We start from the raw sequence: 26,170 nt of genomic DNA, 5'->3' as shown, positions 1-26,170 counted from the left end.
CCAAAAGTACATTACGTGTTTTTTAGTTTGTTTGAACGAAAGTTCATTTTGTTTTCGTTCTTAAGTTGATGGGCATGGGGGAACAACAGCAACAATTGTTGTAGCATATCGATTTGGAGAAATAAAAAAATATACGAAAAGTATTTTTACTGTTTTACATAGAAGAGAAGAAGATTTAGAACAGTTAACGGATTTGTTTGTTGATTTTTCGAAAAAATCTAAAAAACACGGCCTGCTTTCTTTAGAAGTTGATGGAGAGCAAGTAGACAACCCTTTTATTCAAAAAGGAATTCGATTAATGTTAAGTGGTTACGATGAAGAGGAATTAAAAGAAGTGTTAATGAAAGATGTTGAAACGGAAGTGTATGAGTTAAGAAAAGGAGCAGCATTATTAGATAAAATTGGTGATTTTGCCCCCGCTTGGGGTATGATAGGAACTTTAATTGGTCTTATCATTATGCTTCAAAACTTGCAAGACACATCGCAAATTGGTACCGGGATGGCAGTTGCGATGTTAACGACATTGTATGGATCCGTACTTGCAAATATGATTGCAATCCCACTTGCTGAAAAAGTGTATAGAGGGATTGAGGATTTATATACAGAGAAGAAGTTTGTTATTGAAGCAATTTCAGAATTGTATCGTGGACAAATTCCGTCTAAATTAAAGTTGAAACTGGATACGTATGTATACGAAACAAAGATAAAAAAAGTAAAACGAGCAGCCTAATATTGCAAGGAGTGGTATGGTGATGATGAAACGACCGCAAAAGGGATCGCCTCGTTGGATGACGACTTTTACAGATTTAACGATGTTATTATTAACTTTCTTTGTATTACTAGTTGCTACTTCAAAGCAGGATGCAGTAAAATTGTCAAAGATGCTTGAAAAGTTTAGTGATACGGAGCAAGTAGATGCAAAAGTAATGGAAAATACAATACCAGATATTTCGCATGAAAAAAATGATGAAAAAATGATTTCGAAAAAAAGAATGGATGAATTATATAAGAAGTTAAAAGCATATGTAGATAATAACGGTATTAGTCAAGTGAATGTATATCGAGAGGACACAGGGGTAAGTGTTGTTATAGTAGATAATTTAATATTTGATACGGGTGACGCGAACGTTAAACCAGAAGCGATAGAGATAATAAGTCAATTAGTTGGATTTTTCCAATCGGTACCAAATCCCATTGTTGTAGAAGGACATACAGACAGTAGACCTATTCATAACGACAAATTCCCTTCAAACTGGGAATTATCTTCCGCACGAGCAGCAAATATGATTCACCACTTAATCGAAGTGTATAATGTCGATGATAAAAGGCTAGCTGCGGTAGGATATGCAGACACAAAACCAGTTGTACCAAATGATTCACCGCAAAATTGGGAAAAAAACCGTCGCGTTGTCATTTATATAAAAGAATAGTATATTGTTATTTTGATAATAAATAATAAAAATACGAAAATTCTTTTAAAAAAATATTAAATTTTATCATTTTATTTTGTATAATGAGTGAGAATGATAAGGTGAAATATTAAGATATATTTATACATAGAAGGAGAGAATCAAAAAGAATGGCACATAAAATTTTAGTTGTAGACGATGCGATGTTCATGCGAACAATGATTAAAAACTTATTAAAAAGTAATTCTGAATTTGAAGTAATCGGAGAAGCGGAAAATGGAGTAGAGGCAATTCAAAAGTATAAAGAACTTCAGCCTGATATAGTTACATTAGATATTACTATGCCAGAAATGGACGGACTTGAAGCATTAAAAGAAATTATTAAAATTGATTCAAGTGCAAAAGTTGTTATTTGTTCTGCAATGGGACAACAAGGTATGGTATTAGATGCAATTAAGGGTGGGGCAAAAGACTTTATTGTAAAGCCATTCCAAGCAGATCGTGTAATCGAAGCTTTAACAAAAGTAGCAAACAGCTAATATAGAAGGGGTGCCACAAGGAATCTAAACATTGATAGCGGATATGCGTGTGGCCCCCTTTTTTCTCGTTTTAAAACACTAAATTGTTATACATGAATGAAATGTTTGTTAGACAGGTAGGGGATTAAAATGCAAACAGATCTATTAAATATATTTTTTGAGGAATCAGAAGAACATTTACAATCGCTAAATGAAAATGTGCTAACTTTAGAACAAAACCCCACTGATATGGATGTTGTGGGAGAAATATTCCGCTCAGCCCATACGTTTAAAGGTATGTCAGCGAGTATGGAATTTACGGAAATGGCGGATTTAACGCATAAAATGGAAAACGTTTTAGATGAAATTCGTCATGGGAATATAGTTGTAAATGCGGAGATTATTGATGTGATTTTTGAATGCATTGATAATTTAGAGAAGATGGTTGCAGATGTGCAGCAAGGTGGAATGGGCAATATTGATGTAATTGCAACGAAACAGAAATTAGAAGCATTATTGAACGGCAATATAGAAATTCCTAATGAACATATAGAACAAGAAACCATAAATAACGATGATGCAGCTTCACATGAAGTGCATATAACTGTTGAGCAACAAGCTATTTTAAAAGCAGTACGTGCCATTATGTGTATTGAAGCGCTACAAAATTTAGGTAATGTAAAAAAAACAGTTCCTAGTATTGAAGAAATTGAAGCAGACGCTTTCGGGTTTGAGTTCACAGTATTTATGGATACTGATCAAAGTGAAGAAGAATTAAAACAAGTAGTGCTTCATGTTTCTGAAATTGAGAAAGTAGAAGTGAAGCAAGGACATACATCAAAAGAAGTAGTTTCGGAAAAATTGGTTACACAAGAAGTCGTACAAGAAGTTATACAAGCGGCTACGCATGTGGAATCAACTAAAGAAGTATCTAAACAATCTGCTAATGCTACACCAGCTAAAAGCACTGCAAAAACGAAAAATGGTAAAGTAGAAAATCGTTCCATACGTGTTCAATTAGAAAAAATTGAAAGATTAATGAACATGTTTGAAGAAAGTGTAATTGAGCGTGGTCGCATAGATGAATTGGCGCAAGCAATTCAAAACAAAGAATTAATTGAGCATTTAAATCGATTAGGCGATATTTCAAAAGATATTCAAAATGTACTTCTAAACATGCGTATGGTGCCGATTGAAACAGTCTTTAATCGTTTCCCGCGTATGGTACGTATGTTAGCGAAAGATTTAGGGAAAAAAATCGATTTACAAATTACAGGTGAAGATACTGAAGTCGATAAAATTGTTATTGATGAAATCGGTGATCCGCTTGTTCATTTAATTCGTAATGCAATTGATCATGGGGTTGAAACTGTTGAACAACGTCGTGATGCAGGTAAAAATGAGACAGGTACGATTAAATTAGAAGCGTTCCATAGTGGAAATCATGTCGTAATTCAAATTACGGATGATGGAAATGGAATTCATAAAGGGAAAGTATTAGAAAAAGCGATTAAAAATGGTGTTGTAACAGAATCTGAGGCAAATAAATTAACAGACCGTGAAATATTTGATTTGATCTTCCAACCAGGATTTAGTACAGCTGAAGTTGTATCAGACCTTTCTGGGCGCGGGGTTGGATTAGATGTAGTGAAACATACAATTCATAGTTTAGGTGGACATTTAATTATTGATTCTGAAGAAGGCAAGGGAAGTACATTTAGAATTGAACTTCCATTAACGTTGTCTATTATACAATCTATGCTTGTTCAAACGAATGATAAACGTTATGCTTTACCTCTTGGTAATATTGTTGAAGCAATTCGAATCAAGAGAGAAGACATCCAATCCATACAAGGAAAAGATGTGTTAAATTACCGTAATCAAATTATTGAAGTGAAGCATTTAAGTACGGTATTTGGTGAGAAAACAGCAGATGAGGCGTTTGCGTCATATGATGGTCAAATGGTTCCTGTGTTAATTGTTCGTAATACACATCGCAGCTATGGACTTATTGTAAACACAATTATCGGTCAAAGAGAAATAGTCTTAAAGTCATTAGGTGACTTCTTTGCAGAGAGTTCTAATTATTTCTCTGGTGCGACAATTCTCGGTGATGGACGAGTGGTCCTCATTTTAAACCCAGAAGGTTTATAATAGGAATGAAGGAAAGCTCCCCACTTGTATACAATTGGGGAGCTTTTTGGTTAATCGTTACTAATCTGAAAATGGGAATAAATACATATTAACGTTTTATATAATAAGTTTGTTAAAATAAAATGAGGGTTTATATCATTTGATAGAAAAACAGAAATGAGGAGGCAGAGGAAATGCCTGAGCAACACACAAAAGGGGATACGAGCACAATTGTGCTAGAAAAAGAAAATGAGCATTTAACGCCTCAAGAATGCGATATTCTTGGCGAAATTGCAAATATATCATTTGGTTCAGCTTCGACTGTATTATCAACAATCTTAAATAGGCAAGTAAGCATTACTGCTCCTCGCATCGAATTGGTAGATTTATATGATTCAAGCGACGTCGAAGTTCCACACGTTGTACTAAATATTCATTTTACAAAAGGATTAGATATGGAAAACCTTCTTGTCCTTAAGCAAGATGTTGCATTATCCATTGCTGATTTAATGATGATGGGAACAGGTGAAGTGGAGGACGGAAAAGAACTTGGTGAATTAGAGCTAAGTGCTGTACAAGAAGCGATGAATCAAATGATGGGGTTCGCAGCTACATCTATGTCTGAATTCTTCCAAGATACAGTAGATATGTCTCCGCCGACAATTAAAGTTGTAAAGCTATCAGAAGAAATGGAGAAAATCTCTGAAATCGATGGGAATCAAACGATTGTTAAAGTATCGTTTGATTTAAAGATAGATAATCTTGTAAACTCTAAACTTGTGCAAATTGTTTCAATTGAACATGCGAAACAAATGATAAATAAATTAATGCAATTATCTGGTGGAGTAGAAGAACAAGACGAGCCAGCAGAAGTAGTGGAAACTGAGATTGTAGAAGAACAAGTTGAAAAAGAACATTTAACGCAAGAAGAGAAAGATGTCCTTGGTGAAATTGCAAATATTTCAATTGGTTCCGCTTCAACAGTATTGTCAACGCTTTTAAATCAGCCAGTTTCAATTAGTACACCGAATGTAGAAGCGATCAATGTTCGTCATTATGATGGAGTACCAGTCCCGTTTGTTATTTTAAATGTTGATTTTGTTGAAGGACTAAAGAATGAGAATGTATTCGTATTTACGAAAGATGTCGCTTTAACAATGGTAGATTTAATGATGATGGGGACAGGAGAAGTTGATTCTGAGAAAGAACTTAGTGAATTAGAACTGAGCGGTATTAAAGAAATCATGAACCAAATGATGGGGCATGCGGCAACAGCGATGTCAGAAATGTTTCAAGAAAAAATGGACATGACACCACCAAATGTTAAATTTGTAACTTTAAAAGAAGAAATGGAATATTTGGGAGAGTCAATGGAAGTGGACGAACTCGTTCAAATTACGTTCAACCTTGAAATTGGCGACCTGCTTCAATCAAAAATGTATCAAATTTTACCGATTACAGAAGCGAAAGAAATGGTAAGAAGACTTCTATATCCAATGGTGGAAGAGGAAGAAGAGATTGTTACGGAAGAAATAGAAGAAGAAAAAGTTGTAGAACCTGTTGTGCAACCTATTGAATTTAAAGAAGTAAAACAAATGGAACCAGTATACATGGACACATCCATTCTACAAAATGTAGAAATGAACGTGAAATTTGTATTTGGAAGCACAGTGAAAACCATTCAAGATATTTTAAGTTTACAAGAGAATGAAGCGGTTGTATTAGATGAAGATATTGACGAACCAATTCGTATTTATGTAAATGATGTATTGGTGGCGTATGGTGAACTTGTAAATGTAGATGGATTTTTCGGAGTAAAAGTGACGAAATCGCTATAAGTCGTTGAAATAGGAGTTTGAGCTAGTAGATGAAAAACGTAAAGTTTTTTCTAATAAGCTGGTTATGCATACATGTGTGCTTGCTCTTCCCGCTACAAAGTAAAGCGGAAGAGCAAAATGTGCCAGAACAAAATATAAATGAAGTGAATGTGCAAGAAGAGAATAAGGAAGTTCAAGAACAGCCAGAACAAGTGGAAATGAAGCAAGATAAAGAGGAACAACAAGAAGCAAAAAATGAACAAGAAACCGAAAAGAAGATAGAGACGGATCAAGGGGTTATTACAGTAAATAAGCCGGAATTAAAAGTTGGCGAAGAAGTGCTGGTTATTGTAGAGCCGAAAGAGAAAAATGTTCAAAGTATAAAAGGTATTTTGCGCTTGCCAAAAAACGGCGATCAGTATGAACAAGAAAGAATGCTATCGTTTAAGTATGAAGAGGAAACGAAGCGATGGATTGCTAACTACAAGGTCGAGACTTTTGATTTGCAAGGTGATTGGAACCTTCAGCTCATTCAAAATTACAAAGAAAATGAGAAAGAAGAGCTCTTAGAAAATGAAGTGAAAGTCCCTTTTATTCGTATAAATAATGAAACGCCAACAATAGATAAAGAGATGCCGAAGTTGCATAAGGTTACTATCGACGAGGCGAAGGGGAACGTAATCGAACGAAAACAAGGTGATTCTATACATGTACGAGTGAAGGTAACAGACGTAGAATCAGCCGTGAAAGAAGTTCGTGTTACATTAAAAGGAAAAGAAAATAAAGAGATTACATTTTTATTAGATTACAATAAGCGCGACATGGAATGGCAAAAAGTATTTGAAATAACGAATGCGTTGCCAAATGGCTCATACGAATTACTTGTAGAGATAGTGGATGCGGCAGGCAATAAACTGATTGAAGCAAGTGAGTATGTCGTTTCTGTTTTGGAGCAAAAAACAGAAGAGGATAAAAAGATAGAAGAACGAGAGAATGAAGATAAATTAGAAAATAAACTAGAAGATAAGAAAGAAACTGAGAAGCAGGAAGACACGAAAGTAGAAATCCCGCTGCAGGAAGAAAAACAGCCAGTTGTTCAAATTCCGCAAAAAGAAGAGAAAGTAAACGATCTTATAAAAGAACCATTGAAAGAGAAAGAAAAAATTACTTATGTTATAAAAGAGCCTCTCACAGACAACAAGGAAGTAAATAAAAAGAAGGCTCAAAAAGATAAAGATAATAACAATCAAATCATTTCGAAAAAGAAAGAGAAAAAAGAAGAGCCAGAAGAGAAGAAAGAATCAAAAAGTGAACAGGGAATACAAGCTTCTAATGTATTTGCTATCATGTCAGGTTTATTCGTACTATTTTTAGTTTTAAAGAGTAATAAAGAATGGGGCTAAGTATTTCATAGTAGTGGAGGCGCTTAAATGGAAATTAAACGTACGACAATTGAAGATAAGACGCTACAACCATTAAAACAGCCTGCAGCTATTTCAGAACATGAAATCCAGAAAGAACGAAAGCATAGTAATCTAGTGTTTACTGGACAGTCTAAGATTATTTCGAAGAATAATGAAATAGGGATTTTACTTGCGAGTTTAGGCGATGGAAAGGTTATGAAGGAAATGCTTTCTAAAGAGATGGATACAGTATTACAACTCTTTAAAAAGTTACATACATTATCTGGAGAAGGAAAGCAAACAGATAAAATATTTGAACAAGTAATGAGAAGCTTGCAAGGACTTGTTAAGCAAGCGCATATAAAAGAACTTCCTTTGTTAGATGGAACGTATGATTTCGCAGAAGTACAACTATCATTTGGTAGAAAGGTACATATTCCGTTACTAGATGTAAGTGCACTCCTTTCTAGAGTGGAAAGTGATTCTTCAGAAGGAAATATAAATTTAATGGTAACGGTTATTGCTGCTTATATAACGAAATTATCTAACGAAACCATTTTAATTAGCGTTACAGATCGCACTGCTAAAGAGCGGGATGTAAGCGTATGGAGAGCACTTGCAGAAATGAATATGACACAATTATCACAGGCTTTGAAACATACGATGCAAGAACATAAATGGTCTATGACGTTTCTTTTTCTCTTTGTATGGATTGTTGCTATTATTTTAATTCGAGTTATATAAAAAGGTCGTCACTTTACATTGTGACGACCTCTTTTATATTTTTTCGTAGAAGAATGTATCGAAGCGCTGAAGATTATAACGTTCAGGTGTTAAAATTTGTTCAGTACTACCAACAAATAATACGCCGCCTTTTCGTAAAGCACGACTAAACTTTTCATAAAGTTTTACCCTTGCTTCTTCAGTAAAGTATATCATTACGTTGCGACAAATGATTAAATCGTAATTTGTATCGAACGACTGCATTAACAGGTCATGCTGCTTGAACGTCACGTTTTGCTTAATGTTTTGGTGTAATGAATATATATCATTCTCTTTTGTGAAATGACGCTCTTTTAAATCGGCAGGTAATTCTTTTAAAGAACGTTCTGTATATTGACCGCGTTTTGCAGTTTCTAAAATGTGAAAATCAAGATCTGTTGCTTGTATTTCAAAACGATATGGAGCTAGGTGCTTCGATAAAATTAAAGAGAGTGTATATGGTTCTTCACCGGCAGCACAAGCGGCGCTCCATACTTTTAATTTTCCGTTATTTTGTTCGAGTAATTTTGGTAGTGCTTTCGTCTCTAACGTTTGCCAACGTTCTTTATTTCTAAAAAACTCTGAAACGTTAATTGTAATATAGTCAATAAAACTTAAAAATAACTTTTGATCGGTACGTAAATTGCTTAGAAAACTAGTGTAGTTCTCAAAGCCCTTTCTCGAAATAAAAGCATCGATTCTACGACGCATTCTATCTTGTTTATATGAAGCGATATCCATATTGAATTGTTGTTTAAAACTCGCGATAAAATGATCATAATCTTGTTCAATTATCATATTTATAATAGGCACAATAACGATATTGTGCCTCCCCCTTTACATCATACGGATTTTTTGTTCAAAGTTTTTTTTCATCTGTTTTTCATGTAAACCTGGTAAATCATAAATAACAGCATCAATTCCTGCTTCTTTTGCAACGTCAACGGGAATGACAGATGTATGTTTGTCCCCATTATAAAAACAGAGAACTAAATCGGTATCTTCGATTATTTGTTTTACAAAAAACATATAATCTGATCGGTAAATGGAGTCGGAAGGATGATCAAAAGCGACATACTCGGCTCCGTGTTTTTTTAAGTAATCAACGACCTCTTGAAATTCATCTGTTAATGCTTGTAACGGCTGTAGCGTGTAAAGGCATAAATTTTGAGCGAGTCTTTCGTTTTCGATGAAAAAACGAAGAACCTCATTTTCAATAGTTTTATAACATAATATGTAAATTTTATGTTTGTGAGCATAGTCAGTTAAAAATTTTTTTATTTCTTCCTGATCTAATGCTGTTAATTGATTTGAACCACAAAGAAAAATATTCATAGATTTGTGCCACCTCATGCTAAATTGTAACATATCTTTTATAAAAAATAACTGCAAAATATTAGTGTTCAGAGTATAATTATAAATAACTGGATTTTACGATTAAGTTTAGGAAGAAATAAAAAAATAAATAAATAGGTGATATAAATGCTGCGTTCGATCTCGCATAATCCAATTTTATCGCATATACCGCCTGCTACTCAAATGCCGAAAGAAGCAAATGTCAGGACAGGACTTGCATTTTCGGATAATTTGCATGCAGATCCAAAAAAAGATAAATTGTTAGAACAAATGGAAGCATTTGTCGATAACATTGGAGAAATTAAAGAGAAAATTGAAATGGAATTAACGCTTGATAATGTAATGGAATACAAAAATACAGTAAAATCATTTTTGAATTTTTACGTAGATAATGTATTGCAATATAAAGATGTCATGTCGCGTCATCCACGTTATGGCTATTCACAGAAAATGACGATTGTGAAACAGGCGGAAATGGGATTAAATGAGTTAGAAGATGTTATGAATTTAATTAATACGAAAACGGGACATTTAGAAATGTTAAATCAGATTGGAGAAATCCACGGTTTAATTGTAAATTTAGTCTTGTAAAAGGGAAGGAAACGATATGTACATACAATTATATGAAAAGCTCGTTATTATTCAAAAAGCATATGAAAACATTCAAACGCTTGGAGAACAAATATATGAGAATTTGAAACATAAAAATGTAAATGCAGTTCAAAAATTGCAAGTAGAGCAATTGCAGTACATAGATGGTTTAAAAGGATTATCAAGCTCGTTTGAAGAAATGGTTATTCAGTTTTGTAAAGAAAAGGGAATTGAACCGTTTCGCGTAAGTGCATTATTTTCGCATTTTTCTAACGAAGAAATTGAAAAAATGGAAGAATTACAAAAAAATGTAGCTAAATTAGAAGAGAATGTAAAAATGATTCTTTTGAAAAATCAATATTACTTAAACGTACTATTAAAAACTACAGAAAGTATTGTGGATTCCGTTTCTGAATATAATTTAGAGCGAAACAATAATTCACAAATCTTTATGAACGAACTATTGTAAAGGGGAAGTGAAACATTATGAGACTGTCTGATTATAATACACCGCTATCGGGTTTGTTAGCGGCACAAATGGGATTACAAACGACGAAACAAAATTTATCTAACATTCATACGCCTGGTTATGTGCGTCAAGCAGTGAATCTCGGTTCTGCTGGAGCAAGTAATGGTCATACGCCGGAACAGAGAATTGGTTATGGTGTACAAACGTTAGGTGTTGATCGTATTACAGATGAAGTGAAGACAAAACAGTTTAACGATCAAATGTCACAGTTCTCTTACTATGCATATATGAATTCTACTTTGTCACGAGTAGAGTCTATGGTAGGAACGACGGGTAAAAACTCATTATCTAGTTTAATGGACGGATTCTTTAACGCTTTTCGTGAAGTGGCAAAAAATCCAGAGCAATCGAACTATTACGACACATTAATTGCTGAAACTGGGAAGTTTACGAACCAAGTCAATCGACTTGCTAAACAGTTTGAAGAAATAGAAATGCAAACAACAGCAGATATAGAAGCTCACGTTGATGAATTTAATAGGCTTGCTGGTAGTCTAGCAGAAGCGAACAAGAAAATCGGACAAGCTGGCACACAAGTACCGAATCAACTATTAGATGAACGTGATCGTATTATGACAGAGATGGCTAAGTATGCAGACATAGAAGTATCATATGAATCTACTAATCCTAATATTGCAAGTGTTAGAATGAATGGCATTTTAGCAGTAAATGGACAAGATACATATCCACTTCAATTGCAGAAGGATAAGGAGCCTATGTCGGTACAAATATACGGAACCGATATTCCATTAAATGGTGGGGCAATTCAATCAGCAATTGATACGAAAGCAAAGATTACTAGTTATAAAGATAATCTAAATGAATTTGTAAATTCATTAAAAAAACAAGTAAATACAGTTATGAAAAAAGATTTCTTTGTTGGAGAAGGTGCGAAAAAAATTGAAATAAACCCTGATTTTACAAAAGATATTTCGAAAATGAAAATTTCAGCTGAAACTGCAAACAGACTTGCAGGTATTACTGAGGGAGATTTTAAACCTGGACTTACATATAAAAAAGCTTTAGATCAACTTTTAGTAGGCGTAGCGTCTGATAAAAGTTCAGTAAATGCTTACCAAAGTATACATAAGGATTTATTAGAAGGAATTCAGCAAGAAAAAATGAGCATCGAAGGCGTGAATATGGAAGAGGAAATGGTAAATTTAATGGCTTTCCAAAAATATTTCGTAGCGAACTCTAAAGCTATTACTACGATGAATGAAGTGTTTGATAGTCTATTTTCGATTATTAGATAATGAGGTATAAAAACGAAGGCCTTTTCTCTTATGATTGAAGAGAGAGCTAGCAGAGTGAAGAAGCGGTCAGTGCCTAACAGTGAACCTATCGGTGTGAGACCAGAGCTATGGGGCGGTTGCCGGATAAGTTAGAAGAGGGAGCAGCCATGAATCGCGAATGAATCGTCTATTGCATAACGATGAATGAGTGATAAAGCGAAGATCTTTTCTTTTATGTTTAAAGAGAGAGCAAGCGAAGTGAAGAAGCGGTCAGTGTCTAACAGTGGACCTATCAGTGTGAGATCAGAGCTATGGAGCGGTAGAGGGATAGGGGAGAACCGGAAATAATTGTGGTTTCTTCGTCAAATTAATTTGAAATAGATAAAGGAGGATATAGAAATGAGAGTATCTACATTTCAAAATGCAAACTGGGCAAAGAATCAGTTAATGGATTTGAATGTGCAACAGCAATATCATCGAAATCAAGTAACTTCAGGGAAGAAAAATCTTCTTATGAGTGAAGATCCACTTGCAGCAAGTAAATCATTTGCAATTCAACATTCGTTGGCAAATATTGAACAAATGCAAAAGGATATAGCGGATTCTAAAAATGTGTTAAGTCAGACAGAAAATACATTGTCAGGTATTGTGAAATCTTTAACGAGAGCGGATCAATTAACAATACAAGCATTAAATGGACCAAATGGTGAAAAAGAATTAAAGGCAATCGGTGCAGAAATCGATCAAATTTTAAAACAGGTTGTATATTTAGCGAATACGAAAGAGCAAGGTCGTTATCTTTTTGGTGGAGATAGTGCAGAGAAGCCTCCATTTGCGGATGATGGGACATACCAAGGTGGCGAAAAAGATGTAATGTGGAAGTTAAATGACGGTTATGAAATTAAAGCTTTTCGTAATGGTGAGAACTTACTGACTCCTGTTATTCAAACGTTAGTAAAGATGAAAGACGCGATGCAAAGTGGTGATCAAAAAGCATTACAACCGTTCTTAGAGGAAAATAAGAAAAATTTAGATGGTGTTATTAACCGTACGACGGAAGTTGGTTCAACGATGAATACGGTTGATACGTTTAAAACGATTTTAAGTGAACAAAACTTAGCGTTACAAGAAAATCGTAAAGAGATTGAAGATGTTGATTTAGCAGCAGCTATTTCAGAGTTAGCGTACATAAACGCAACATATGAAGCGACACTTAAGGCAGTTAGTACGATGAGTAAAACGAGTATTTTAGACTACATGTAAAAGATAAGGAGTGAGACATTATGGCAGGAACAATATCTGATTATGGTGGCAGACAACAAATATGGAATTTAGGAAATAACATGATAGATACATCTAAGTTAGTAGATTTAGAGCTACAAGCTTTGGAGATGAAAAAATCACCATATACTACACAACGGCAAACATTAACAAATGAAAAAAATGTGTATGCAAGCATGAAAAAAGAATTTGGAAGTCTTGTACAAGTATTTAAAGATTTATATGCATTTAAAGGTGATGAAAAGAAAACAACTTTGTCCAAAGATGGTTTTATGACAGCACAGGCGGATGCTGCTGCTATTCCTGGAACATACACGATTACAGTAGAGCGAGTAGCCGAAAGACATCAAATAACTACAGCTCCACTTACTCCCCCGAAAACTCCTGAAGGCACGGAGCAAAAATTTAATTTAGACTTAAAACTTGAAGTGGATGATGTATTCCAGATAAATGGAAAAGAAGTTAAAGTTACGAAAGACATGACGTATAAAGATCTTGTCAATAAAATTAATAATGGAAATTATGGTACATCAGTATATACATTGGGGGATCAACTGTTTTTTACAGCTACTACTGCCGGAGAAGAAGGTAAGCTAAAATTATCTGATGGTTCAAATGGATTTTTACAAAAAATCGGGCTGGTTACTTCTGAAAGTAAGGATGGAGTGAATACCATTGCACATCAGGTAACAGCAGCAACAAACGCTGAATATACAATAAACGGAATCAAGGGGACTAGTAAGACAAATAAAATAGAAACAATTCCGGGATTAACTATTAATTTAGACAAGGTGACTACAGAGTCAATTACATTAACTATCGAAGATTCTGATATAAAAAATTCAATAGATTTAATTAAAAAAATGAAAGATGAGTATAATAAAGCTGTTAAAAATTTAGATTTATTTACTGGTAAAAATGGAGTAATGCAAGGGAATAACGTGTCATTTGCTATCAGTAATGCAATGACAAGTATTTTTAAATTTTCTCAAGATGATAAGTATTTATTTTCTTTTGGTATTCAAATTGATAAAACAGGAAATATGACTCTTGATGAAGAAAAACTGAAAACAGGTTTTAAAGAAAATCCAGAATCCACGAAACAATTTTTCTTCGGCCTGAATGGCTTAGGTCATGATACAGAGAAAAAGTTAGATGGGATATTTGGAGATGAAGGAATTATTGGGAAGCGTTCTAAAAGTATTGAAAAGCAAGTAACGGATTTAGAGAGAAAAATTCAAGATATTGATAAGGTTAATAAGGAAAAACAAACAACGATTATTGATAAATATGCAAAGTTAGAAAGTCAGTTAGCTTTACTTGATAGCCAGTTGAAGACGATTAAAGCAATGACTAAAACAAAAAGTGATGATTAATTAAAGTTGAGGAAGTGATTGTATGCAAGCATGGCAACGTTATATGCAAAATGATATTATGACGAGTAATCCAATTAAAAATACAATTTTTATTTATGAAAGATGTATTGTAGAGTTTCGTAATTTAGAAGAACTGTTACATACTTTTAAGCTACAAGAAGGAGATGCACTTCTTGAAAAGTTAGAACGTATTTTTGAAGAATTAAAGCTTCAATTAAATCCTGAAATTGCGAAAGATTTATATGATAGTCTTTATGATTTGTATGATTGGATTAGTACTCAAATTCAAACGATGAAAGTAACGCGTGAAGCAAAAGATATTGATGCGATTGTAAAAATATTACAAGATTTAATAGATGGTTACCGCGGAGCACTTGAAAATGAACAATGATATTTATCGGACATTTGTCGGTTGTTTTAATGAAATCGGTGAATTGCAAGTGTCAGATGGAGAGTTTGCTGAGAAGAGTGAAATGTTAAATCGCTGGATGATGACATTGGATGAGGAAACGCGTGCGCAAGTTGCAGCAGAAGTAAGTCCATTTATTATTAAGGCGGCACAGCATATTCGAGATAAGCAAAAGATTTTGGAAGAAATGATTATGACAAATGATGGGCGCATGAAAGCTAATTCATTTTACGGTAAATTTTAGTGATAGAGTATAGAAACGGATTCCCCTTTTAAGAGGGGATCCATTCCTTTATTTAAATAAAGATTTCCGCTGATTGAGGTTTCATTTTATGACTGTAATGAAAAAAGTAATAATCTAAATAATGAGAAAATGGCCTTTGGTTTGTAAATCATAGATTGAAATGTTTCATAGATTATTGCGTATATACAGTTTTTTTGTATTCTTTTTTATATTTTTGTATTTTTCTAAAGACAACAATGGAAAAATGGAATAAAATATGTAAGGGTACATGATTGTTAATATTTTAATAAACGCATATAAGAAAATAAATAATGAAGTGAAACTTCCATCAGTGGATCATTAAGTTAAAAAAGAAAGGGTGTGGAATATGCCAGATTTAGTGAGTGATGTAGGCCATTATATGAATTATTTAGTGACGAAACGAAATACTGTTTCTAGTAATATTGCAAATGCGAATACACCCGGCTATAAAGCGCAAGATGTAACATTTGCTGAGCAAATGGATAAAAGTAGTGCATTATATAAGAACAATGCTGCAGACTTAAAGAGCAATCCAGATTTATATCAAACGAATGAAATGCACTTACCGACAGTAAATACGAAAAATACATATGCGAAGATTCAAACGAAATCAATGCAAACGAATAAAGATGGAAATAGTGTGGATGTAACGACAGAAATGCTAGATTTAATGAAAGCAAATCAGTTATACGGTATTTCAATTAATGCGATTAATACACAATATGCAATTAACCAAGCGGCACGCGGACGTTAAAAGTAGAAGGAGAGACAACGATGTTTCAGGCAATTAATGCAAGTGGCTCAGGACTAACGACAGCGAGAAAGTGGATGGAAGTTACTTCAAATAATATTGTAAATGCAAATACAACGGCGGCTCCGGGGGCAGATTTATATGAGCGTCGTAGTGTAGTGCTAGAATCAAACAATAGTTTTGCAAATATGTTAGATGGGTCTCCTACTAATGGAGTAAAAATAAAAAGTATTGAAGCAGATAAAACTGAAAACTTAGTGTATGACCCAACACATCCGCATGCAAATGAGGAAGGATATGTACGTTATCCAAATATTGATGTGACTGCTGAAATGACGAATGTAATGGTGGCCCAAAAAATGTATGAAGCGAATACAAGTGTATTGAATGCGAATAAAAAAATGCTTGATAAAGATTTAGAAATTGGCCGAGGATAAGGGGGAATATAGTAATATGAAAATCCAACCAATGTTAAATACGCAACCATTTGGTGTGGTTCAGCAAATTGGTGCACCGAAAACTTCTCAAACATCAGTAGTTGAGGGGAAAAAGTTTATCGATTTATTGGAAGATATGAATCAAACACAAAACAATGCGCAAACAGCAGTATATGATTTACTAACTAAAGGGGTAGGAGAAACGCATGACGTTTTAATTCAGCAGAAGAAGGCTGAGTCTCAAATGAAAACGGCTGCTCTCGTACGTGATAATCTTATTGAAAATTATAAGTCACTAATTAATATGCAAATTTAGGAAAGTGGACGGGTGTGTTTAAATGGAAAAGATGAAAAATGTTATCCAATCGTTAAAAACGTGGCATAAGTTAGTAATCGGTGCTGCGCTTTTAGCGATTGTAACAGGAGCACTTTTATACTTCACCTTGCCAGATAAATATGTTGTTGTATATCAAAATTTAAATGATGCAGATAAGCAAGAGATTACAGCAGAATTATCAAAGTTAGGTGTCGATTATCAGTTAGCGGCCGATGGATCGATTCGTGTGCAAAAAAATGATGCTCCATGGGTTCGAAAAGAAATGAATGGGATGGGCTTACCGTTTAATTCTAAAAGCGGTGAGGAAATTTTATTAGAAAGCTCGCTCGGTTCAAGTGAGCAAGATAAAAAAATGAAGCAAATTGTCGGTACGAAAAAGCAATTGGAGCAAGATATTGTAAGAAACTTTGCGACAGTTGAAACGGCAAACGTTCAAATTACATTACCTGAAAAAGAGACAATTTTTGATGAAGAAAAAGCAAAAGGAACAGCTGCGATTACTGTTGGTGTAAAACGTGGCCAATTATTAACTGCTGATCAAGTTGCGGGTATACAGCAAATGATTAGTGCAGCAGTTCCTGGGGTGAAAGCAGAAGAAGTAAGTGTGATTGATAGTAAAAAAGGTGTCATCTCAAAAGGGGCAGATGAAGCGCATTCTACTAGTTCCTCTTCTTATGAAAAAGAAGTAGAGATGCAGCATCAAATTGAAGGTAAATTAAAGCAAGATATTGACGCAACGTTAATAACGATGTTTAAACCGAATGAATATAAAGTGAATACGAAAGTATCTGTAAACTATGATGAAGTTACACGTCAGTCAGAAAAATATGGTGATAAAGGTGTACTTCGTAGTAAACAAGAGCAAGAAGAGAGCTCTACTGCACAAGAAGGAGCAGAGACGAAGCAAGGCGCTGGTATTACAGCGAATGGCGAAGTACCAAACTATGGTACGAACAATAATCAAAATGGTAAAATCGTCTATGATAATAAAAATGGTAACAAAATTGAAAACTATGAAATAGATAAAACAGTTGAAACAATTAAGAAACACCCAGAATTAACGAGAACAAATGTTGTAGTATGGGTAGACAACGATACGTTAGTAAAACGAAAAATAGATATGACTACTTTCAAAGAAGCAATTGGCACAGCTGCTGGGCTGCAAGCTGATCCGAATGGAAACTTTACAAACGGTCAAGTTAACGTTGTAACTGTTCAGTTTGATCAGCCGAAAGAAGAGAAGAAGAAAGAACCAGAAGAAAGTGGCATAAACTGGTGGTTATTCGGTGGAATTCCAGCTGGTTTATTAGCGATTGGTGGTCTAGTATGGTTCTTCTTAGCAAGACGTAAGAGAAAGAAAGAAGAAGAAGAGGAATACGAAGAATACTTAGCAGAAGAGGAAATTGCTGCAAGTAATGAAAGTATTATGGAAATTCCTGAAGAGAAAATAGTACCAGAGCCAAAACCAGAACCAGAAGAACCGAAAGAACCGACGTTAGATGAACAAGTGCAGGATGCTACGAAAGAACATGTAGAAGGAACTGCAAAAGTAATTAAAAAATGGTTAAATGGACAGTAAGGGAGGAACAACGATGTTAGATGAAATCTCCTCCAAAGAAAAAGCTGCCATCCTTATTCGTACATTAGAAGAAGGGGTGGCAGCAAAAGTCATTGAATATATGACGGCTGAGGAAAAAGAAGTATTACTTCGTGAAATCGCGAAGTTTCGTGTATATAAACCGGAAACGTTAGAAAATGTACTAGGGGAGTTCTTGTATGAATTAAATGTAAAAGAATTAAACCTAGTGACTCCAGATAAAGAATATATTCGTCGCATATTTAAAAATATGCCAGAAGACGAACTAGAAAAATTATTAGAAGATCTTTGGTATAACAAAGATAATCCGTTTGAATTCTTGAATTCACTTACAGATTTAGAACCACTTCTTACTGTACTTAATGATGAATCGCCACAAACGATTGCGATTATCGCTTCTTATATTAAACCGCAGCTTGCTTCTCAATTAATTGAGAGATTACCAGATCATAAGCGAGTAGAAACGGTAATGGGGATTGCGAAGCTAGAGCAAGTAGATGGTGAATTAATAAATCAAATTGGGGATTTATTAAAATCAAAATTAAATAATATGGCGTTTAATGCAATTAATAAAACAGATGGCTTGAAAACAATAGTAAACATTTTAAATAACGTTTCACGAGGTGTTGAAAAAACAGTCTTTCAAAAGCTGGATGAAATGGATTATGAGTTATCTGAGAAAATTAAAGAAAACATGTTTGTATTTGAAGACTTACTCGGACTTGAAGATCTTGCACTTCGTCGTGTATTAGAAGAAATTACAGATAACGGTGTTATTGCGAAAGCACTTAAAATTGCAAAAGAAGAGATTAAAGAGAAATTATTTACATGTATGTCTTCAAACCGTAAAGAGATGATTCTAGAAGAATTAGATGGCTTAGGACCGCTTAAGATGACGGATGCTGAGAAAGCGCAGCAAACGATTACAGGCACAGTGAAAAAGCTAGAGAAGGAAGGAAGAATTATCGTTCAAAGAGGTGAAGATGATGTCCTTATTTAAAAACAGAATTCCGAAGAATTCTGTTTCTTTTTCTGAAGAAACGTATGAATTACAATTTCCAAAACCGATACCAGTTCACGTAGAAGAAGAAATACAAGTAGATCATGAAGAACTTCTTGCGCAGCAACAATCGTTACATACTGAACTGAATCAACTAAGGCAAGAGCAGCAAATATTAGAACGAGAGCGTCAGCAGTTATTACATGATCAAGAACAATTTCAAATGCATGTTCAGCAGCAGATGAAAGAGATAGAATCCGCACGTATACAGTTTCAAAAGGAACAACAAGAAACAGCGTATGAATGGACGGAATTATTATGGGATCAATCTTTTCAACTAGCAGAAAAAATTGTAAATCAAGCAGTAGATTCGCGCTTACTTGATGTGTTACCAATTTTAACTGGCATCGTTCAAACATTGCCTACTTCGTTTGAAAAACTAGTTATTACCGTACATCCAGAAACGTTTGAACGCATTCAAGAAGAGAAGGAAAATACGAAAGAATATTGGTTACTACAATTAGTAGAATGGAAATACGATTTTTCCTTACAGTTCGGTGAATTTGTTCTAGAAGAAGAGAAAGAGTTTTTTGAATTTAAGTTTGCACCTATATTTGCGAAACTTCGCCAGAAATGGGAAGAAGAGAAGTTATTTGAGGAGCAAAATGTATGAATCGACTATTAATGAATGAAAACCAAAAATGGAATATATTTATTGAAACGCCGTTTTATACGAAAGTCGGTAAAGTTCATAGTGTACAAGAACAGTTTTTCGTAGCGAAAGGGCCAAAGGCGAAAATCGGTGATGTTTGTCTCGTTGGAGAACATAGCGTCTTATGTGAAGTGATTGCAATTGAAAAAGAAAACAATATGTTACTTCCGTTTGAACAGACAGAAAAAGTATGTTACGGAGATTCCGTTACATTAATTGCGGAAGATGTTGTTATACCTCGTGGTAATCATTTGCTCGGAAAAGTGTTAAGTGCAAATGGTGAAGTGTTAAATGAGAACGCTGAAAACATGCCATTGCAAAAAATAAAATTAGATGCCCCGCCTATTCATGCGTTTGAACGTGAAGAGATTACTGATGTATTTGAAACAGGAATTAAATCCATTGATTCTATGCTAACAATTGGTATCGGTCAAAAGATTGGTATTTTCGCTGGATCAGGTGTTGGTAAATCTACTTTACTCGGCATGATTGCGAAAAACGCCAAAGCAGACATTAATGTTATTAGTTTAGTAGGAGAGCGTGGCCGGGAAGTAAAAGACTTTATTCGAAAAGAATTAGGTGAAGAAGGAATGCGAAAAAGCGTCGTTGTTGTAGCGACGTCAGATGAAAGTCACCTAATGCAACTTCGTGCAGCGAAGCTTGCGACATCTATTGCTGAATATTTCCGTGATCAAGGTAATAACGTACTACTTATGATGGACTCTGTTACTCGTTTTGCTGACGCGCGTAGAAGTGTTGATATTGCCGTTAAAGAGTTGCCGATTGGTGGTAAAACACTCTTAATGGAAAGTTATATGAAGAAGTTATTAGAGCGCTCTGGGAAAACACAAAAGGGATCCATAACAGGTATTTATACCGTACTCGTTGATGGGGATGATTTAAACGGACCTGTACCAGATTTAGCACGTGGTATTTTAGATGGACATATTGTATTAAAGCGTGAACTTGCAACGCTCAGTCATTATCCTGCTATTTCAGTGCTAGATTCAGTAAGTAGGATTATGGAAGAAATCGTGTCATCTAACCATTGGCAACTTGCAAATGAAATGAGAAAAATCTTATCTGTTTATAAAGAAAATGAATTGTATTTTAAATTAGGGACGATTCAAGAAAATGCAGAAAATGCTTATATTTTTGAATGTAAAAACAAAGTAGAAGGTATAAATACGTTTTTAAAACAAGGTCGATCAGATCGTTTCCAATTTGATGATATTGTTGAAGCGATGCACCATATCGTATAAGACCTCTGCTCAAGAGGTCTTATTTTTTTGTTTTTTAATATTTCACAGATTTTTTTGGAAAAAAACTATATAATAGAAAAAGAGAGCGTTATAATAGGAAGGGGCTATAAAAACAGGTGGATAAGCAGCAGTATGACACGATAAAATTGCAAATAAATCAAGAAAAAGAACAGATTTTGAAAGAAGTGTATGAATTAACAGCTGAAAAAAGAAAAATAGAACAAAAAAAAGAATATGATTTATATGTAGTAAAATCGCGTAGTAAAGTCGTACAAACTGGGCAGCGTATAATGGCTGGTATGCTTTCCTCACATACGTTTTCACCTGAAAGAATAGAAGAATGGAATCGGAAAATTAAAAAAACAGAGGATTTTATTCAAAAAAATGAAAGCCTTTTAGAACAAGTAAAAGAAAAAGAACGTATCATTGATGAGATGTATCAAGAAAATTGTAAAAAGCTTGCAAAAGTACGAGAAAAGCAGGAAGAAAAAATGCTTCTTGATTTGAAAATGTGTATGAATGGATGAGGTGAATATAGTGATACAGTCTGTATTACCGGTGCAACAAAGTTTACCTCCGCAAAAAGAAAAAGGGCTAGAAGTACAATCAAAAAGTGAAGATTCTTCATTCGATCGTACGATGAGAATGGAAAATAAAAAGCAGCCGAAAACGGAGAAAATGGAACGAGAAGAAGCACTAAAAGAAGAAAAAGAATATATTCTTTCTAAACAATCAGTAACGAAAGAAGAGCCAATTGTAAAGAAAGAAGAAAAAAAAGAGACAGAACAGTTATTGTTAGCTGTATCTGAGCAAATGGTTGCAATTGAACAATTACGTGTGCAGCCAGAATTGTTATATCAATACATACAAAAAATACAAGAGCTGTATAAAGAATATGAAAATGTAAAACTTAATGAATTGCCCGCAGGTGAATTACAACAATTACAAGAGCTTCTTTCCAATATGAATATCAAAAATGCCATATGTTTAGAAGATACAATGCAAACGGTATTAGATAAAGTGACGATGCCAGAGCAAACGATGCAAGTATTGAAAGTGGTAGAAACAGAAACTTGTAATATTGCAAAGAAACAGGAAGAACCGAAAAACGCGGAATTTCTAAAAAAGGAAAATGATGAGGAGATATTAAAGAGAGCCCTAGATTTAGAAAAAAATTCAGCAAAGGATTCGGCTAAAGGTTCTGAAAAAGTTCAAGCAAAAGAATTAGTTCAAAACGAAGAAACGCTTATAGCGAATGACTCAGAGATACATGGAGCTGAATTATTTCAAAAAACAGTGGGGAGTGAACCAGTAGCAAAACAAAATGGAATGACTGAGAAAGTGACATTACCTGACTTAGGGAAGAAAATGGAAGCACAAGTAGAAGCACTGCAAAAGTTTGTAGTGAAACAAGAGCGTGTTTTATTCCAGCTCAATCCAGAAAAACTTGGTACATTAACTGTGTTTATGAAAAAACATGGAGATCAAATTGATGTTCACGTAGAAATGGAAAAGCACGATGCGAAAAAACGTGTTGAAGTCATTTTTGATGAATTGAGACTAAAGTTAAAAGAAAAAGAAATCAATATTCAAATTAGTTATTCGGATAAAGATGAAAATCGTAAAGAACAGCGAGAACAAGAGCAAAGGCACAAACAAAAATTAGCAAGTAAGAAACACGAGAAACAACATGCAAAAGAATTTGCGGGATTATTGGAGGGATAAAGCGTGCCAACAGTTGGATTGAATACAACGAGTACAAATCATATTCCGTTGCAAGCAGGAGCGCAAACAAAGAACGCGGCTGTTAACGGTGGTGTACAATCCCCAGTTCAAAAAGCGAACGGGGTATCAACGGGTACTCAAAACACACCTGGTATTATGAATAAAGATGATTTTTTAAAGCTGTTTTTAGCCAGTTTTCAACAGCAGGATCCGTTTAATGCGATGGATACAAACCAAATGATGAATCAAACGGCTCAACTGTCCCTTATGGAACAAGTACAGAATATGACAAAAGCTGTTGATAAGCTTCAAACAACGATGTATTCGACAGCCCTAGATGGAGGGATGAAGTTTTTAGGAAAGTATGTTAGAGGTGTTAACGACAAGGGAGAAAAAGTATTTGGTCAAGTGGAAACAGTGCGACTTGCTGAAAATAATGATGTCCAACTTATTGTTGGTAACCAAGTTGTCTCAACCCGCTTCGTAGAAAGAGTATCAGATAAACCGATAACAGAAACAAATCCAGAAGATGAGAAAAAAGAAAATACAGAAACGGCTGGAGAAACTGAGGAAGTTAAAGAAAATAAATAAGGAGTGTACATAAGTTATGATTAAAGCATTATATACAAGTATTACAGGAATGAGTGCAACACAAAATGCATTAAGTGTTACTTCAAATAATATTGCAAATGCACAAACAGCAGGATATAAGAAGCAAAAAGCTATTTTTGATGATTTACTATATAATAATACAGTTGGTTCACGCGGTGATGGTTCTTATGCTGGTACGAATCCAAAGAGTGTTGGTAATGGTTTGAAATTTAGTGGTACAGCTACAGATTTTAGTGATGGTTCTATTACTTTAACCGGTGAGAAGATGGAAACAGCAATAGAAGGAAATGGTTTGTTTATAGTTGGGGATCGTAACGGAGGAAATATAGAGTATACTAGAAAAGGGTCTTTTGGTGCATCTGCTGACAATTTTATAACGGCTACAGGTGGACAGTATGTATTAGGTTATGGTGTAAAACCAGGTACACAAGAAATAGATTTTTCATCGCAACCAAGTGCAATAAAACTTCCTATTGGTTCGGCCATAGGAGGAAGTGTAACTGATAAGGCAACACTAGCTGGGAATTTATCTAGAAATCAATCAAATCTATCAACAGATTTTACAATTTATGATGATGAAGGAAATTCAATCACATTACGTTTAGATATTAAACAGGTTACAAGAAAAGAGCCTGTTGGAGATGGTAAAGGCGATGGAGATGGCGAAAAGACAGTTGATGTACCTGTTCCAGGAGAATATACATATACATTTTCTATGAGAAATGATTCTCAAAATGAAAAAGAATTTAAGCCTGTTAATGGGGAAGACGGTACACCTTTAACGAAAAATATTAAATTTGATAAAACTGGTAAATTAGAAAAGCTTGACGAAGATGTGCAACGTAATCCTAATACAGGAGAGGTTACACAAGGTGGGACTATAAAGATTCCATTTGCTAATAAAGACCTAGAGTTGAATTTAGGTGGTTTAACAAATTATCCAACAGGAAAAACACTTACAGCAACAAATGTAGCGGGACGCCCAGCAGCAATTGCAAATGATTATTCTATTTCAGACGGTGGTTTCGTTATGATGAGGTATTCAGATGGTAGTATGAAAGTTGTAGGACAATTAGCAGTGGCTACATTCCCGAACACAGGTGGGTTAATGAAATCAGGAAATGGTAATTACATTGCAACACCATCGTCAGGTATTCCAGCAATTGGAGTTGCAGGTGAGAATGGTGCCGGTAACGTACGTGGTGGAGCGAAGGAAAGTTCAAACGTTGACTTATCTGTAGAATTCGTTGACTTAATGTTGTATCAACGTGGATTCCAAGGAAATGCGAAAGTAATTAAAGTGTCAGATGAAGTATTAAATGAAGTAGTAAACTTAATTCGATAATATATAATACAGAAAAATTGTAATGTAGTAGAAAGGGTTTTTTATTCGTATGACAAGACAAGAGCGGATTTTACAATTGCCTTTTTTCGAAAATAAACGTGAACTTGCTGAGCAAGTGTTAAAAATGGAACGAGAAGAGCATGTATATTTACCTGATCAATTTGAAATTAAGCAAGTACCTCCATATTCATTTGGCGAAAAGCAATCAATCATTGGCCGTATTCATGAGTTTTATTTCGTAAGTGTTGGTAGCGAAGGAGAATGGAAGTATCAACTGTTTAAGGACGAGATGAAGTGCCGTGAGTTTTTTATTACGTTACCAGATATTACGGATCAGCAGATAGCTTTTTGGTTCAACAACATTGAGTTATTGAAAAGCTCTTAAAAAGCTATTAAAAGCGATTAAAGGTTATTAAAGGCCCTTTTATAGATTTCGAGAGAGGATCTGGTGGGTATGTGCTAGAGCCTAGTGCTTATGTGTGTGCTTGACCATTGTGTAAGGCCAGAGATATGCAGAGTTACTAGGGTAATGTAAGAAGATTTAAGCGAAGTGTAGATAACAGCTATGATCTGCAAGTAGTTGTAAGGAAATAGATATGAGAGGTACTGGAATTGTTAGGGATGAGATAAGCATTTCATAGTAGGACAGTGCCTTTTGGATAGTTTATGGTGATAGATTTTTATAAAAGGAGAGGTGAGGAGGATGGCGCAGAATAAGTATCGCGTTACATTCATTTCGCCGAGTGAGGTTGAGCAACGGACTGTAATGGCGGCGAGTAGTTTGCCGGATTTAATTCGTAAAGTAGAGAGTATTATTGCAGATCCGAACGGTTATTTTGTAAATGATAAAAAAAATAATTGCTATTTTAAAGTGATTAAAGATAATGTTACGTTTATTCAATATGAGTTACTATTTTCGGATAAGGAAATTCATATTGAAAAATTAAAACATATAGCACCAGCTATATTGAAACAATTATTTAAAAAAATAAATGATCCAGAATTATATGCACTTGCGCTACTTGATGTTGATATAGCGACGAAAGAATATGTGCTAGAAGAAATGGATTCGGAGCTAAGAATAAGAGTAGAAACGGATCTTTCAAAAAAGTGGGAAGCAATGCCGACAGAAATTGTAGGAGCACAAGAAGTGTTATTAGAGGCACTTGCTTCTTTTATACAAGATTAAGCGTCTTTTAAAATAAATCGTTCAACTATCTATATTTTTTATATAGGTAGTTGACTTTTTCGTTTTAATAAAGCTTAATAATTAGATATACGGAAATAATGAAAGGGGAGCGACACCTT

The 26,170-nt window shown here is 34.5% G+C and carries 28 protein-coding genes and 1 pseudogene; 27 read left to right on the top strand and 2 right to left on the bottom strand.

Going from position 1 to position 26,170, the window contains the following annotated elements; all coding sequences use genetic code 11:
• Positions 1-76 precede the first annotated feature (76 nt).
• From PDQ33_RS11675 to PDQ33_RS11645, 7 genes and pseudogenes are all read left to right on the top strand, one after another.
• A pseudogene (locus PDQ33_RS11675) lies at positions 77-730 on the top strand (MotA/TolQ/ExbB proton channel family protein); the annotation flags it as partial.
• Between the two features lie 22 nt (positions 731-752).
• The gene (locus tag PDQ33_RS11670) at positions 753-1,430 is read left to right on the top strand and encodes an OmpA family protein (protein WP_270755733.1); all 678 of its coding nucleotides are present in this window, start codon (positions 753-755) and stop codon (positions 1,428-1,430) included.
• A gap of 149 nt (positions 1,431-1,579) precedes the next feature.
• Positions 1,580-1,948 (top strand): response regulator, encoded by a 369-nt coding sequence (locus PDQ33_RS11665; RefSeq protein ID WP_000940576.1) that lies wholly within the window; start codon positions 1,580-1,582, stop codon positions 1,946-1,948.
• Between the two features lie 129 nt (positions 1,949-2,077).
• The gene (locus tag PDQ33_RS11660) at positions 2,078-4,081 is read left to right on the top strand and encodes a chemotaxis protein CheA (protein WP_076873300.1); all 2,004 of its coding nucleotides are present in this window, start codon (positions 2,078-2,080) and stop codon (positions 4,079-4,081) included.
• A gap of 173 nt (positions 4,082-4,254) precedes the next feature.
• The gene (locus tag PDQ33_RS11655) at positions 4,255-5,898 is read left to right on the top strand and encodes a flagellar motor switch protein (protein WP_070805659.1); all 1,644 of its coding nucleotides are present in this window, start codon (positions 4,255-4,257) and stop codon (positions 5,896-5,898) included.
• Between the two features lie 29 nt (positions 5,899-5,927).
• Positions 5,928-7,280, top strand: a complete 1,353-nt coding sequence (locus PDQ33_RS11650; RefSeq protein ID WP_270755732.1) for a DUF4625 domain-containing protein — start codon at positions 5,928-5,930, stop codon at positions 7,278-7,280.
• A 27-nt stretch (positions 7,281-7,307) separates the two neighbouring features.
• The gene (locus PDQ33_RS11645) at positions 7,308-8,024 is read left to right on the top strand and encodes a hypothetical protein (protein WP_098671806.1); all 717 of its coding nucleotides are present in this window, start codon (positions 7,308-7,310) and stop codon (positions 8,022-8,024) included.
• 33 nt (positions 8,025-8,057) lie between these two features.
• Here PDQ33_RS11645 and cheR read toward each other — a convergent pair whose 3' ends face one another.
• Positions 8,058-8,840: a protein-glutamate O-methyltransferase CheR gene (gene cheR / locus PDQ33_RS11640; RefSeq protein WP_000582886.1), complete on the bottom strand. Its 783-nt coding sequence runs from the start codon at positions 8,838-8,840 to the stop codon at positions 8,058-8,060.
• A gap of 39 nt (positions 8,841-8,879) precedes the next feature.
• Positions 8,880-9,377 (bottom strand): flagellar motor switch protein FliG, encoded by a 498-nt coding sequence (locus tag PDQ33_RS11635; protein WP_250669744.1) that lies wholly within the window; start codon positions 9,375-9,377, stop codon positions 8,880-8,882.
• A 147-nt stretch (positions 9,378-9,524) separates the two neighbouring features.
• On the opposite strand from PDQ33_RS11635, the gene PDQ33_RS11630 reads away from it, so the two are divergent.
• From PDQ33_RS11630 to PDQ33_RS11535, 20 genes are all read left to right on the top strand, one after another.
• Positions 9,525-9,989 carry a YaaR family protein gene (locus tag PDQ33_RS11630; RefSeq protein WP_000946323.1) on the top strand — a complete coding sequence of 155 codons (465 nt, stop codon included), beginning with the start codon at positions 9,525-9,527 and terminating at the stop codon, positions 9,987-9,989.
• 16 nt (positions 9,990-10,005) lie between these two features.
• Complete coding sequence (locus PDQ33_RS11625; protein WP_076873303.1) at positions 10,006-10,458, top strand: hypothetical protein; 453 nt, start codon at positions 10,006-10,008, stop codon at positions 10,456-10,458.
• Between the two features lie 17 nt (positions 10,459-10,475).
• Entirely contained in the window at positions 10,476-11,774 is a 1,299-nt protein-coding gene (flgK, locus tag PDQ33_RS11620) for a flagellar hook-associated protein FlgK (protein ID WP_061131076.1), read from the top strand.
• 378 nt (positions 11,775-12,152) lie between these two features.
• On the top strand, positions 12,153-13,016 hold the full coding sequence (locus PDQ33_RS11615; RefSeq protein ID WP_061531336.1) for a flagellar hook-associated protein 3: 864 nt from the start codon (positions 12,153-12,155) through the stop codon (positions 13,014-13,016).
• Positions 13,017-13,036: 20 nt separating this feature from the next.
• The gene (locus PDQ33_RS11610) at positions 13,037-14,410 is read left to right on the top strand and encodes a flagellar hook-associated protein 2 (RefSeq protein ID WP_076873304.1); all 1,374 of its coding nucleotides are present in this window, start codon (positions 13,037-13,039) and stop codon (positions 14,408-14,410) included.
• A gap of 22 nt (positions 14,411-14,432) precedes the next feature.
• A complete protein-coding gene (locus PDQ33_RS11605; protein ID WP_250669746.1) occupies positions 14,433-14,801 on the top strand; it encodes a flagellar export chaperone FliS in 369 nt (122 codons plus the stop codon).
• A complete protein-coding gene (locus tag PDQ33_RS11600; protein WP_001058080.1) occupies positions 14,791-15,063 on the top strand; it encodes a hypothetical protein in 273 nt (90 codons plus the stop codon). Before PDQ33_RS11605 ends, PDQ33_RS11600 begins: the two co-directional genes overlap by 11 nt.
• Before the next feature lie 367 nt (positions 15,064-15,430).
• Positions 15,431-15,838 (top strand): flagellar basal body rod protein FlgB, encoded by a 408-nt coding sequence (gene flgB / locus PDQ33_RS11595; protein WP_168897645.1) that lies wholly within the window; start codon positions 15,431-15,433, stop codon positions 15,836-15,838.
• Between the two features lie 20 nt (positions 15,839-15,858).
• Positions 15,859-16,272: a flagellar basal body rod protein FlgC gene (gene flgC, locus PDQ33_RS11590; RefSeq protein WP_000484673.1), complete on the top strand. Its 414-nt coding sequence runs from the start codon at positions 15,859-15,861 to the stop codon at positions 16,270-16,272.
• 16 nt (positions 16,273-16,288) lie between these two features.
• Positions 16,289-16,588 (top strand): flagellar hook-basal body complex protein FliE, encoded by a 300-nt coding sequence (fliE, locus tag PDQ33_RS11585; protein ID WP_000701688.1) that lies wholly within the window; start codon positions 16,289-16,291, stop codon positions 16,586-16,588.
• A 22-nt stretch (positions 16,589-16,610) separates the two neighbouring features.
• Positions 16,611-18,188 (top strand): flagellar M-ring protein FliF C-terminal domain-containing protein, encoded by a 1,578-nt coding sequence (locus PDQ33_RS11580; RefSeq protein WP_270755731.1) that lies wholly within the window; start codon positions 16,611-16,613, stop codon positions 18,186-18,188.
• Positions 18,189-18,201: 13 nt separating this feature from the next.
• Positions 18,202-19,206 (top strand): flagellar motor switch protein FliG, encoded by a 1,005-nt coding sequence (locus PDQ33_RS11575; protein ID WP_000883361.1) that lies wholly within the window; start codon positions 18,202-18,204, stop codon positions 19,204-19,206.
• Entirely contained in the window at positions 19,193-19,879 is a 687-nt protein-coding gene (locus PDQ33_RS11570) for a FliH/SctL family protein (RefSeq protein ID WP_078438044.1), read from the top strand. Before PDQ33_RS11575 ends, PDQ33_RS11570 begins: the two co-directional genes overlap by 14 nt.
• Positions 19,876-21,180: a flagellar protein export ATPase FliI gene (gene fliI / locus PDQ33_RS11565; RefSeq protein ID WP_250669747.1), complete on the top strand. Its 1,305-nt coding sequence runs from the start codon at positions 19,876-19,878 to the stop codon at positions 21,178-21,180. Before PDQ33_RS11570 ends, fliI begins: the two co-directional genes overlap by 4 nt.
• 116 nt (positions 21,181-21,296) lie before the next feature.
• Positions 21,297-21,707, top strand: coding sequence for a cytoplasmic protein (locus tag PDQ33_RS11560; protein ID WP_270755730.1), 411 nt, complete (start codon positions 21,297-21,299; stop codon positions 21,705-21,707).
• A gap of 10 nt (positions 21,708-21,717) precedes the next feature.
• Entirely contained in the window at positions 21,718-22,905 is a 1,188-nt protein-coding gene (locus PDQ33_RS11555; protein WP_270755729.1) for a flagellar hook-length control protein FliK, read from the top strand.
• A 3-nt stretch (positions 22,906-22,908) separates the two neighbouring features.
• A complete protein-coding gene (locus PDQ33_RS11550; protein ID WP_071742670.1) occupies positions 22,909-23,496 on the top strand; it encodes a flagellar hook assembly protein FlgD in 588 nt (195 codons plus the stop codon).
• 16 nt (positions 23,497-23,512) lie between these two features.
• Positions 23,513-24,862 carry a flagellar hook protein FlgE gene (gene flgE / locus PDQ33_RS11545; protein WP_071742668.1) on the top strand — a complete coding sequence of 450 codons (1,350 nt, stop codon included), beginning with the start codon at positions 23,513-23,515 and terminating at the stop codon, positions 24,860-24,862.
• A gap of 49 nt (positions 24,863-24,911) precedes the next feature.
• Entirely contained in the window at positions 24,912-25,247 is a 336-nt protein-coding gene (locus PDQ33_RS11540; RefSeq protein WP_076873310.1) for a DUF3964 family protein, read from the top strand.
• 318 nt (positions 25,248-25,565) lie between these two features.
• Positions 25,566-26,051 (top strand): LysR family transcriptional regulator, encoded by a 486-nt coding sequence (locus PDQ33_RS11535; RefSeq protein ID WP_076873311.1) that lies wholly within the window; start codon positions 25,566-25,568, stop codon positions 26,049-26,051.
• Positions 26,052-26,170: the final 119 nt, after the last annotated feature.

This window comes from Bacillus cereus group sp. Bc031 (assembly GCF_027716265.1).
Taxonomy (GTDB): Bacteria; Bacillota; Bacilli; order Bacillales; family Bacillaceae_G; genus Bacillus_A; species Bacillus_A paranthracis.
The sequence above is the reverse complement of the archived record's forward strand: the minus strand, read 5'-3'. Positions and strand labels throughout refer to the sequence as shown.